This is a genomic window from Pontibacillus salicampi (genome assembly GCF_042434395.1).
GTDB classification, from domain to species: domain Bacteria; phylum Bacillota; class Bacilli; order Bacillales; family BH030062; genus Pontibacillus; species Pontibacillus salicampi.
The window spans coordinates 1-11,978 of record NZ_JBHLTP010000024.1; the positions used below are offsets into that span (position 1 = coordinate 1).

Genomic DNA, 11,978 nt, shown 5'->3' on the forward strand with positions numbered 1-11,978 from the left:
ATCAAACTCTCCATAAGAGTTCGCCTAACATCATGTGAACATGATTACTGGCTAATGTTAAAAAATTAACAGGTTGTTTACAAGTTGTTTTGTTCAGTTTTCAAAGATCAAAAGCGTTTCAGCTTTTGCCGCTTAAATTAGCGACTTAATTATCTTATCATTTCTTTTTGTTAGCGTCAATGATTTTTTCTTGTTCATTTCGGCTCGGAAATGATGTCGTCTTTTGAAGCGACAAATACTAATATATCATCCCTGCCGTGTATCGTCAATAACTTTTTGTTATCTTTTTGGCTGAGTGTTATTTAGTGTGTCGCGTCTCTTAAAGCGACAATTAATAATTTACCATGTGCGGAAATCTTATGCAATACTTTTATTGAAATTTGTCGAGAAAAATTAAATATGGTACGCAAATTCACCTCTACAACCTATGTATATGACTAAGGAATGGTGCTGACCAGCAAACAAAAAGCCAGGCTATTTGTCAGCCAGGCTTTGCTTTATCATTATGAAACCACAAACAATTGAATCGCTACTAGCGCAGCTAGTCCTGGTATCCCTAATATCCCGGATACGATAGCTGTATAAGCGTTTATAGGAATATGCAGCCCTAGGGAAGCACCAAATACATTGAAGAAAAATAAGAATAAGACTCCGATCACCACTTTAATGGCACCGTTGGCTACAAATCGCATCGGTTTCATTGGTGCACCCGCAATTAACAAAAAGCTGATCAAGATTGTAATACCAATTATGACTGCAATAGAGACCACAGAAAAACCCCCTTTCATTTGCTTGTCCTTCTACTTCATTTATATGAACAAACAAACGGGGGCATACCTTTTTAATGGCTTAATATTGAACTTTAATGTTTCTCGCTCTAGCTTCCTTTAATAGGTAGAAATATTTCGCCTTTGCAATGGCTAAATCCCTCTGACCTGTCTCAGTCGTTTCAACACTGTGGTCCATGATTTTCTGCAGGGACATCCAATCTCTTTTTAATTGATAGATGTGATCGATTAGCTCTTGGTCATGGTAGAAATGTTTTTTCTTCTTTTTTTTATTCCTAAACATAAGAGGCTCCTTCTTTTACAAGTCTCTTCTTCCTTCTAAAGCCTTGGACAAGGTTACTTCATCGGCATACTCTAGATCTCCTCCAACCGGTAATCCGTGAGCAATTCTAGAAACTTTAATCCCAGCAGGCTTCACAAGGCGTGAAATATACATAGCTGTTGCTTCCCCTTCAATGTTTGGGTTAGTCGCTACGATCAATTCCTCTACCCCTTCATCCTTCAATCTATTTATCAGGCTGGATATGTTGATATCCTCAGGTCCAATTCCATCCATTGGGGATATGGCACCATGCAGGACATGATATTTTCCACTGAATTCTTTCATTTTCTCCATAGCGATCACGTCTTTCGGATCCTGTACCACACAAATCAAGGTGCTGTCCCGCTGATCATCCTGACAAATAGCACATGGATCCTGGTCGGTAATATGACCGCACACCGAGCAATGGGTTAATTCACGCTTAGCATTCACTAGCGATTTCGCAAAATCAAGAACATCATCTTCTTGCATTTCTAATACAAAAAACGCCAGGCGGGCCGCCGTTTTCGGGCCAATCCCTGGCAGTTTAGTAAAACTGTCAATCAATTTGGATATTGGTTCCGGGTAATACATGTTGTCTCCTCCTAAAAGAAAAGCAGCCTATAATCAAGGTGGCTTACAAGAATCGTCATTCACGCTTGTAAGCCACCTTTTATCATAAGTCATAGCTTCTCCGCATGAGGGAGAAGCATTGCAATTGTTTTATTTAAAACATTCCAGGCATGTTTAGCCCTTTCGTGAATTCACCCATCGTATCGTTTGTCTTGTCATCAATTTGCTTCAACACATCGTTGGTAGCCGCGATAATTAAATCTTGCAGCATATCCACATCATCAGGGTCTACTACATCCTCTTGTATTTCTACATCCGTAATTTCTTTTTTTCCATTCGCCACAACCTTGACCATGCCTCCGCCAGCTGTAGCTTCAAATGACATTTCATGTAATTCTTCTTGTGCTTTCGCCATCTTCTTTTGCATTTTCTGCATTTGCTTCATCATATTATTCATATTACCTTTCATGATAAAACTCCTCCTTTAATCTTCTTGTATTTCTAATAGGTCGTCGCCTACTAATTTACGTGCTTCCGCTATTAAAGGGTCTTCCTGGGGAGCTTCCTCCCCTTTTTCCCCCTCTTCATCCTGCTGCCGCTGCTTCACAAACTCTTCACGTAATTCTTGCCACTTATCTTCAGGGATTGGAATGATGGTAATATCCCTGCCCATAAATTCCGCTAATAGCTGTTGGATAATATGTTGATTTTCTAGAGCAAGCGAACAATGGATTTCGTATTTAAACGAAAGGACGATTGAGTTTTGAGAGGCAGCTCTCGGCTTACTATTCATTAGTCTGGCATGAGCCGGCGGGCTGGATTGTCGCAAGGAATCCATAAAATTCGCCCATTGGGACTGAATTTGCTTCAAATCCTGCTTGGACGCTTCGTCCATTACCCTTCTGATACGTTCATATGGAATTTTGTATTGATTCCGCCGCCCTGAACGTTGCGGCTTTTTCTGTTCAGTAGAGGAGGAACTGGGTTGAGCTGCCGGAGCTTGCTGAAGTTGGGTCAGCTTCTTCTCCAATTCCTCTACTTTATTCTTTAATTCCCGCACCGCTTCCGGTTCTATTTGGACGCTGGAGGGTGCTGCCGTTGCCTGTATATCACAAATGTTAAGCATAGCTATTTCAATGAACACCTTCGGGCTGTTGGTCCACTTCATTTCCTGCTGACATTGATTCAGAGTGGCAATAGTCTGCTGAATCCAGTCGGCAGTCAACTCCTGGCTCAACGCTTTAAAGGTATCATCGGGAATAGCCCGCTCCAGGATATCTTCAAGACCTGGAGCACTTTGATACAGTAGTAAATCCCGTAAGTAATAAATCAAGTCAAATATAAATCTACCTGGGTCTTTACCTTCTTGTATGAGCTCATCAACAAAACGAAGGGCTTGCTTGACTTCATTGTCGCGCAGTGCTTGAATAACATCTGCTAGCTTTTGTTGAGAGACAGAGCCTGTCACAGCCAGCACATCCTCAATCGTTACTTCCTCTTCGCTGTAGGAGATGGCTTGATCCAGCAGGCTTAAGGCATCACGCATTCCACCCTCTGCTGCTAGCGCTACTGCTTCTAACGCTTCGGTTGTCACGGACAGCTCTTCTCTTTCTATTATATATTGCATTCTTTCCACTAAAGAGCTTTGATTAATTCGCTTGAAGTCGAAGCGCTGACAACGGGAAATGATGGTTAATGGTATCTTGTGTGGTTCTGTTGTCGCTAATATAAAGATGACATGTTGCGGCGGTTCCTCCAACGTCTTTAACAGCGCATTAAAGGCACCAATAGACAGCATGTGTACTTCATCGACTATATATACTTTATACGATACAGCACTTGGTGCGTACTTCACCTTGTCTCGAATATCACGTATTTGCTCTACACCGTTGTTCGATGCTGCATCAATTTCAATCACGTCAGAGATCGACCCATCCTGAATGCCGAGACAAGCATCACACTCATTACACGGTTCTTTCACAGGTCTTCTTTCGCAGTTAACAGCCTTGGCAAATATCTTGGCCGCACTGGTTTTCCCTGTACCTCTTGGACCCGAGAACAAATAGGCATGCGAAAATTTATCTTGAACAATCGCATTCTGTAATGTACGGGTGATATGTGATTGTCCAACAACATCCGTGAAATTCCTTGGACGCCATACTCTATACAATGCCTGATAGCTCATTGTCCTCGTTCTCCTTTTTGGTTTCTTCCTCATTATACCTAAACAAAGATAGGGTTTTCAATGTAAAAAGCAAACGGATAGCTTCTATATTAGCACATGCATTATGAAATGGATTCGCATATAAAAAAACTCACCTTATAATAGATGAGTTTGTGTTTATGTAGTACGCCGTGCACCCGACTTCGATGAAATGGCCCCAAGCGTTACCCAATTTCATGGCTCGACCCAGGCTATCCCGCAACACATGGGGATGACCGCTTACTGCTGCTTCCTTCCGGACCTGACAGGGTTCGCGGGTCCTCATTGTGCGGGACCCGGGTGTCAACACCAATCCTTTGGGGCAGACCTTGAAACCACTTCACCTTGGCCGGGGATTCGGCCTCGCTATAGCGGATTGCGAGTACAGGGCACCGCTACCTCCCCGCTTAGCACGGCAAATTTGTTATCAAATTGTTATCACATAAGCTTGTACTGCTTTTTTAATGTGACATACTCTAGTATAGCGATTATATCGCTAAAATGCAATGGCAAATGACTGTAAATATATTACAACTATTATTTGTTTCGTTTCTTCTTTTCCCTCAACTGCTGGAAAAAGCTCGTGAGCATCGTAGAACAGCGTTCGTGCAGCACTTCAGGGATTACCTCCGCGCGATGATTAAAACGAGAATCCGTAAGCAGATTCATCAACGTTCCTGTGCAGCCAGCCTTTGGATCGTAGGCTCCGAATACAACCGTTGGAATACGGGATTGCAATATAGCACCGGCACACATGGGACATGGCTCTAACGTTACATACAAGACACAATCCTCCAAACGCCAGCTGCCAACGGCTTCATTGGCACGCTCAATAGCAATAAACTCTGCATGAGAGGACGCCTTTTGGGTGTGCTCTCTTTCATTATACCCTCTCGCTATAACCTTGTCTTCTTTTACGATTACAGCCCCAATAGGAACCTCTCCAATGGACTCTGCTTTCTTTGCTTCTTCTATAGCAAGACTCATGTAATATTCATGATTCATACGCCAACAACCCTTTTTCGAATGGAATGAACATGTTTAGAAAAACTAAACGAAGAAAGGAGGTCCTTCCATGCTACATCCTAAACACACTGCCATTATTATCGTTGATATTATAAATGATTTCAACTTTCCTCACGGAGAGATGCTCAAACAGCACACACAGCGCATCCTCCCAAATATCCTTCAGTTGAAGCAATATGCGAGGATTCATCATTTCCCTATCATTTACGTCAACGACCATTATGAGCTGTGGCAAGCCGATTTACAACGAATTTATCACAAATGCTGCAGTCCTTCCAACGAAGAGCTATTAAAGCCAATGATGCCAGACGTAGAAGCAAATGATTATTTTCTCATTAAACCGAAGCATTCCGGATTTCACCAAACAGCACTCCAGGCTTTATTAGCACACCTGCAGATCGAGCATGTCATTATCACAGGTATTGCTGGTAATATTTGCGTGCTATTTACCGCAAACGATGCATACATGCGGGAATACACCATCTCTGTTCCAGAAGACGGTATTGCCTCTAATAACGAGCAGGATAATGCGTATGCATTGAGGATGATGAACAACGTACTTAAAGCAGATATCACCCCTATCCAGTCGTTTTAAAACATACTTTCCTCCTTCTCCTCATATGTCTGTAGTAGTCAGGCATTTTTGAGAGGAGGGTTTGTCTTGCAAATTCATGTTGTACAGTCCGGAGAAAGCCTATATAGTATCGCCAATCAGTATAGTGTCCCTATGGACCAGCTAATAAGAGCAAATGAACTGGACGCCCCTAATAACCTAGTGGTTGGTCAGGCACTCGTTATCCCTATTGACGGACAATACTACTTCGTTCAGCAAGGGGACAGTCTTTATTCCATCGCTGGTTCATTTAATATCTCTACTCAGGAACTAGCGAACATTAACCAAATTTCGATGCAGCAAATGCTCCCAATAGGATTACGAATCTATATTCCACCAAAACCTAAAACCGAAGCTGCATTTAATGGATATGCAGAGTCCTATGGAGGAGAAGTATCCAAAGATTTAGAGGAGTATGTGACAGAGCATGCCCCTTCCCTTACGTACCTTGGACCATTTAGTTACCAAATAAATAATGACGGATCCTTAAAGCCTCCACCCCTTAATAATTATTTCACCATTGCTAAAGAGAACAATGTAGCCATGATGCTCGTTGTGACAAACATTAAAGGGGGAAGTTTCGACAAAGAACTAGGCAGGAAAGTAGTGACAGATGAAAAATTCCAGAACACCCTACTAAAGAACATTATCCAGACCGCCAAAGATAAAGGCTATACGGATGTTCATTTTGATTTTGAATTTCTCCCACAGGAAACGAGACAGAACTACAACCGATTCCTTAAGAAGGCAAAGAAGCAATTATCGGCTGCCGGGTTTCAGATGTCTACTGCATTAGCGCCAAAGAAAAGCGCTCAACAAAAGGGAGCCTGGTACACTGCACACGATTACAAAACCCATGGCGAGACAGCTGATTTCGTTGTACTGATGACCTATGAATGGGGATATAGTGGTGGCCCGCCAATGCCAGTATCTCCAATCGGACCGGTTCGGGACGTGGTCAATTACGCCTTGAGTGTCATGCCTGCCGATAAAATCTTCTTAGGACAGAACTTATATGGCTATGATTGGACACTGCCATATAAGAAAGGGGGAGACCCTGCAGAAGCCATTAGTCCGCAGACAGCTATAAAGCGTGCCCGAAAATATAATGTAGCTATTCAATATGACGAAGAAGCGGAAGCTCCGTTTTATACTTATACAGATGAAAAGGGGAAGAAGCATGAGGTATGGTTTGAAGATGCCCGCTCCATACAAGCCAAATTCGATCTAGTGAAGGAGCTTGGGCTAAAAGGAATCAGTTATTGGAAGCTTGGATTAAACTTCCCGCAAAACTGGGAGTTGTTAGAAAGTCAATTCAATGTGAATAAGCTGGTGTAATGATGCTCGCCCACTATCCACATCTCAGATAGTGGGTTTTTCCATGGCTATACATGTTTTCAGCTAAGAAGGAGAACGATAGGGGAAAAGGAAGTAGGAGGTTACGTGACATGAATGTAGTTTGGGAATCAGTGGTGATGGTGTTAACTGGCGTTTTCTTATTGAGAGTTGCTGGCCGAAAATCCATTTCCCAAATGTCTCTCGCGCAAACCGTTATTATGATATCAATCGGCTCCATCATCATCCAGCCAATCATCGAATCAAGCCTATGGAAAACCATGACAGCAGCATCTGTATTCATCCTGGTTCTGGTTATAATAGAGGGACTACAGTTGAAATTCAATGCGATCGAGGCGTTTATCACGGGCAAGGCTCGAATTGTAGTGGAAAATGGTGTCGTCAATCAAAAGGAGCTGGCTAAATTGCGCTTATCTGTAGATCAATTAGAAATGTTTCTACGGCAGCAGGGAATTACTTCCTTTGCTGATATTAAAACTGCCACAATCGAGCCGAACGGACAATTAGGCTATGAATTAGTAGACGATGCAAAGCCACTCACGCTTAGGGATCTAAAACGTATCCTGCACCCATCTGTAGTCAAGCAGGTTCCAGATCCTACACCTTCAGAGAAGGACGAGAACCTCTTTCGAGAAATAAACGAAATAGATTCCAACCCTTCCTCTACTTTAAAATAGCTAGGCGGGTACAAGAGATACTGTACGAATATGTGAGGGAGCTCCCTTCCACGCTTCCTCCCACCCTATCTCATTTATAGTTGATAGCATTACCAAACGATACGGTATGTGTAGTGTGACGGACTGCTGTAGCGGAAATGGGGATATACTCACCTTCTCCTCCTGTATATAATGAGCTATTAATCCTTCTGGCGCTTCTGGAAAAGCTTGACGAAACCCATTTTTAAACCACGATAACTCCCTATCTTTTGTCACTCCCGGTTGGTTCATGCAACAGTATAGAGACAAATCATCACAAAACTGAAGCATTTGAAAATGATAGTCTATCGCTTCGTTTGTAATTCCAACATCAAGCTTCGCACGCAAACGAGCCTGACGCTCTGATTCGTTTTTTAGAAACGTTTTGCTGGCAGTATCACTTGGAGAGTTAGGAAAGAAGGAACAATAGTGCATACTGCACAATAACGCGCTGTAGTCATCCTTCTCCTCTACTGCATCTACTCCCTCCTGATATCGCTTGACCTTCTCTTCCATCGGATAATCCATAAACGAAAAAGGCTGTCCTTTTTCCTCATTCCATACTGGATGCTGATCAAGTGGAATCCAGCCTCGATCATGATTAGCAACAGCATACTCAACGGATTCCTTTTGTTGAGGCAATGGCAAGGAAGCCTCTCCCCAGTTTTTCCCGATCACACCTGATGCGAGAGCATGTAAGTGCTGATCAAATAAAAGCAAACGGTCCTCTTCCTTCACAACAATCATACGTGTACCTCCTCTCTCTTTAGTAGTTCTCGTTTGATCCCGATAATTCCTCTACATATGTAAAACCCAACTCTCAAAGGAGCTGGGTTTACCATTTGTCTAGTTTGAAAGTAATTGTAGTGATTTATCAATGAAGGCTGGGATGTCATCTGGCTGACGGCTAGTTACTAGCTGGTCGCCACAGACCACGACTTCCTCATCACGGAAATCTGCTTTCGCATATTTCATATCTTCAGCGATAGAATGATAGCCTGTTGCCGTTCTACCCTCCAGGCGGTGAGCAGTAAGAAGCAATTGAGGACCATGACAAATAGCAAACACTGGCTTATTCTCATCCATGAAGTGTCTTGCTAAATCTACAAAACGCTGATCACCGCGCAGTTGATCAGGGGAGAACCCTCCAGGAATAAACAGTGCGTCAAATTCCTTCGGCTTTACATCATCAATGCTGCGGTCAATCGTTACTTTATCTTCTCCTTGCTTGCCAACAACTGTCTTACCGGCTTCCTTCTCAATGGTAACAACCTCGTGGCCTGCCTCGGTAAATTCTTTATGAGGCTTTGTATATTCTACATCTTCAAATAGATCTGTTAAAACGCAAGCGATTTTACTCATTGTGTCCAACTCTCCTTTGTTGATGATTTACAGTTACTGTCATTCCCGTTCTATATTCTATTAAACATTGTCTACCGGCAGTCAGGACATTCGAAACTGCTGAAAAATAGTATTATCCCCTTCTGGGTACAGCCTTTCTCCAGCAATCGTATTAAGAATCTTCACGTTTCGGTTTACGGAAAGTCCAAGATTATTCGCCCCAGTTGCGTGAGCATGTTCAATATCGGTAGTGGTAAAAATACGGTGATGACGGTTATCATGAAAGCCTATTGCGCAATCTTTCCCAATCCTGTAATGCTCATTCCCTTCCCATATAACCTCATTGCTGAAGCGGCGGAAGAACCAATCTGGAATATTAGGCTTGTATCCAGTAGCGAGAATTACTTTTTCTGTTGGATAGGTAAACGTGTCATCCGCTTGCCACTGGTGCAAGGTGAGCTCATACTGCTCCCTATGTTCTTTAATAGCTTTAAGCTCCGTCAATGGCTGAATGGTTATATTTGCTTCTTTTCCGGCTACAGATTTATGGTACAGCCAATCATAAATAGTACTTAATGTAGAGGGATCGACCCCATTCTGGAGTTTATCTAATTTAGGTAGCGTGTTCATCCGCTGCTCATACGTTAAAGAATGAAAATAGTCCACATAATCAGGGGAAAAATACTCCTGCGGCAGCTTGGCAGTATCCAGCTGAAAAATGCCAGCTGAGCGTGTAAACCAACTAATATGAAAATCTCGATCCTTCTCCTGTTCTGCTAACAGGTCCGCCACAATTTCTGCAGCACTCTGGCCAGAGCCAATAACCGTCACATGGTTGGATTCCACAATACGATGCTTTTCATATAAGTATCTACTAGTATGGACAATATCCCGAGAAGAAAGCTCTTCTGTTCCAGGGAATACAGTCGGGACACTGCCCGTACTCATGACAATATGACGAGCGTAATACTCCTTCGTCTCTTCTGTCTGCACATCTTCTACAGATACCCGATAATAGTTCATTCCATTCGTATCTACTTCTTCCACATCCACTACGCGGCGTTCAAAATAGAGCGTGTCCAGGTGGTTGGCTACCCATTTTAAATAATCATTATACTCCGGGCGTGGCACCTCTAGTTTTTGAAAAAAGAAGAACGGATACATCCGATTTGTTTTATGCAAATAATTCATGAATGTATAGGGATTCGTCGGATCAGCGAAGGATACTAAATCAGCAAGAAAGGGCACCTGTAAATCTGTCCCTTCTATTAACATCCCGGGATGCCATTCCAGCTCCTTCGTCTGATCAAAGAAAATGCCGTCCACTTGTTGCTGCTGATCTGCTAGCGCTGCTAACCCTAAATTAAATGGTCCGATTCCAATTCCGATAAAGTCATATATCTCTTTCGCCATCCTAAGCACTTCCTTCTTTATTAGCTCTTACTATCCTTCCCTTTAGAAAGGTGGAATAAAACGTATAGACGCCATCAGCGCCTACTTAATCGTTAAGCGCTGAAGGGTAAAGGGTTACTAGTTCAAAGGAGGACAGGAGCCTGCATGAAACAGCAAGACAGAACCATTACCACCAAAACGGAAGAACTAAAAAAAGAGCAGCATTGTAAGCTGCTCTTCAGGCTGTCCAAAAAGTATGGAAGGCGGTTCTGTTACAAATATAATAATCAGCGGTGCGTTTATTAGCTCGCTTTTCGCGATAGACGCCAAGCTTCCTATGGGAACTCGCCGCGAACAGACCTAACGACAATAAAAGTCCCTGATTCTATTCCATGCAAACAAAGTCCGCTTTTTTTGCTCATGGCAGCAGAAGAGGTTCAAACTCATTATTCGAAAGGTGTTGGCGAAACGGCGAGACTCCTATGGGACCAAAGGACTGATGAGACCCTACAGCGACCGAAGGGAGCGAGGAGACTCAGCGGACGCCCATGGAAAGCGAGTCGTTTCGCCAACACCGCCTCGATACACATAGAAGAACCGACGGGACTTTCTCGACACTCTGAAGTGCAGCATTGTAAGCTGCTCTTTCTGCCATCTTGCCTATACTAGCAAGGGCGTATTCTGTTGATAATGTTTATGCCGCTATCGTCACTGCAACCAGGATTTGGGACACGAACTGCACTAACGGCGGTAAAAGGAAGACTTAACTATAGAAAGCAAATGAGGGAGTGATGTCTTCCGAAGTGACCACCATTAAGACTTGTTCTACTCCTGAAGGTAAGCGGAATTTCTAATCATGAACGAGGCACTCTACAAGCAGCAGCCTTTCGTTACCCTCCCAAATCAGTTCCTTCAAAGGAGAACATCCATCCCCATCCTTCTTACATAAATCCGCTAACAATCCGTTTTAGAAAAAAACACCGTGTACGCGTACGCGGCTTCAAGTTGGCCACGTACGTCTATGCCATCTCATTGAGATCTTGCCCTTGCAGCTTTGCCAGTTCTTCTGCTAATAAATCCTCCAAGGTATATCGGTCTAATTCAGTAAAGAATGAAAGCAGCGCTTGATCTAATGCGTTGCGTAATTGGTAGGATGGCATGATGACATGTTCACTCGTATTTTCATCAAAGTCATCAATTAAAGTAAAATCCTCCTCCATATCCCGGATAACTTCCCCTATATTAATAGACTCTGGCGCTTTGCGAAGACGAATACCTCCGTTCCTACCGCGTACTGTTTCAATGATGCCTAGTTTGCCAAGCTGATAGACGATCTTACTCAAATGGTTTTGAGATATATTAAACACAGTCGAAATTTCCTTAATGGATGCCAGTTCCCCTTTGTTCAATGACCCTGTGTATATGAGAACTCTCAGTGCATAGTCTGTATACTTTTTTAAACGCATTTTTCTCACGCTCCTTCAAGACGTCACCTGTACAAATACTTTATAATCATAACAAAAAATAGTATAGCATACGAATTTAAATTGTTAACTAAATCGGCACACATTCATTACATATGTTGCTGAAGCACCTGTATAAACTACATATCATTAAGGTGTAATACGCATACATGTTTTAAAATATAATATTGCTACCTTTTAGTAGCTTCCTAATACAATGACGAACA

At 42.7% G+C, this 11,978-nt stretch carries 13 protein-coding genes and 1 other RNA gene; 3 read left to right on the forward strand and 11 right to left on the reverse strand.

The window, feature by feature from the left end:
• Positions 1 to 503: 503 nt before the first annotated feature.
• From ACFFGV_RS20165 to tadA, 7 genes are all read right to left on the reverse strand, one after another.
• Positions 504 to 770, reverse strand: a complete 267-nt coding sequence (locus ACFFGV_RS20165) for a pro-sigmaK processing inhibitor BofA family protein (protein WP_377351749.1) — start codon at positions 768 to 770, stop codon at positions 504 to 506.
• A 79-nt stretch (positions 771 to 849) separates the two neighbouring features.
• The gene (locus ACFFGV_RS20170; RefSeq protein ID WP_377351751.1) at positions 850 to 1,071 is read right to left on the reverse strand and encodes a YaaL family protein; all 222 of its coding nucleotides are present in this window, start codon (positions 1,069 to 1,071) and stop codon (positions 850 to 852) included.
• A gap of 15 nt (positions 1,072 to 1,086) precedes the next feature.
• Positions 1,087 to 1,683, reverse strand: coding sequence for a recombination mediator RecR (gene recR / locus ACFFGV_RS20175; protein ID WP_377351753.1), 597 nt, complete (start codon positions 1,681 to 1,683; stop codon positions 1,087 to 1,089).
• Positions 1,684 to 1,816: 133 nt separating this feature from the next.
• A complete protein-coding gene (locus ACFFGV_RS20180) occupies positions 1,817 to 2,131 on the reverse strand; it encodes a YbaB/EbfC family nucleoid-associated protein (RefSeq protein WP_377351755.1) in 315 nt (104 codons plus the stop codon).
• Between the two features lie 15 nt (positions 2,132 to 2,146).
• Positions 2,147 to 3,847 carry a DNA polymerase III subunit gamma/tau gene (gene dnaX, locus ACFFGV_RS20185; RefSeq protein WP_377351757.1) on the reverse strand — a complete coding sequence of 567 codons (1,701 nt, stop codon included), beginning with the start codon at positions 3,845 to 3,847 and terminating at the stop codon, positions 2,147 to 2,149.
• A gap of 168 nt (positions 3,848 to 4,015) precedes the next feature.
• An RNA gene (ffs, locus tag ACFFGV_RS20190) (signal recognition particle sRNA large type) lies at positions 4,016 to 4,281 on the reverse strand.
• Between the two features lie 121 nt (positions 4,282 to 4,402).
• Positions 4,403 to 4,870: a tRNA adenosine(34) deaminase TadA gene (gene tadA, locus ACFFGV_RS20195; protein WP_377351759.1), complete on the reverse strand. Its 468-nt coding sequence runs from the start codon at positions 4,868 to 4,870 to the stop codon at positions 4,403 to 4,405.
• 70 nt (positions 4,871 to 4,940) lie between these two features.
• Between tadA and ACFFGV_RS20200 the strand changes: the two genes are divergently transcribed.
• The 3 genes from ACFFGV_RS20200 (at position 4,941) to ACFFGV_RS20210 (ending at position 7,537) form a co-directional block, all read left to right on the forward strand.
• Positions 4,941 to 5,486, forward strand: a complete 546-nt coding sequence (locus ACFFGV_RS20200) for a cysteine hydrolase family protein (protein WP_377351761.1) — start codon at positions 4,941 to 4,943, stop codon at positions 5,484 to 5,486.
• 66 nt (positions 5,487 to 5,552) lie between these two features.
• Entirely contained in the window at positions 5,553 to 6,842 is a 1,290-nt protein-coding gene (locus ACFFGV_RS20205) for a LysM peptidoglycan-binding domain-containing protein (RefSeq protein WP_377351763.1), read from the forward strand.
• Positions 6,843 to 6,952: 110 nt separating this feature from the next.
• Positions 6,953 to 7,537, forward strand: a complete 585-nt coding sequence (locus ACFFGV_RS20210; protein ID WP_377351765.1) for a DUF421 domain-containing protein — start codon at positions 6,953 to 6,955, stop codon at positions 7,535 to 7,537.
• Here the strand turns inward: ACFFGV_RS20210 and ACFFGV_RS20215 are convergent, their stop codons facing one another.
• The 4 genes from ACFFGV_RS20215 to ACFFGV_RS20230 form a co-directional block, all read right to left on the reverse strand.
• Entirely contained in the window at positions 7,538 to 8,302 is a 765-nt protein-coding gene (locus ACFFGV_RS20215) for a DUF3891 family protein (protein ID WP_377351767.1), read from the reverse strand.
• Positions 8,303 to 8,401: 99 nt separating this feature from the next.
• Entirely contained in the window at positions 8,402 to 8,917 is a 516-nt protein-coding gene (locus ACFFGV_RS20220) for a type 1 glutamine amidotransferase domain-containing protein (protein ID WP_377351769.1), read from the reverse strand.
• An 81-nt stretch (positions 8,918 to 8,998) separates the two neighbouring features.
• Positions 8,999 to 10,309, reverse strand: coding sequence for a lysine N(6)-hydroxylase/L-ornithine N(5)-oxygenase family protein (locus ACFFGV_RS20225; RefSeq protein ID WP_377351771.1), 1,311 nt, complete (start codon positions 10,307 to 10,309; stop codon positions 8,999 to 9,001).
• Between the two features lie 998 nt (positions 10,310 to 11,307).
• Positions 11,308 to 11,754: an Rrf2 family transcriptional regulator gene (locus ACFFGV_RS20230; protein WP_377351773.1), complete on the reverse strand. Its 447-nt coding sequence runs from the start codon at positions 11,752 to 11,754 to the stop codon at positions 11,308 to 11,310.
• Positions 11,755 to 11,978 lie beyond the last annotated feature (224 nt).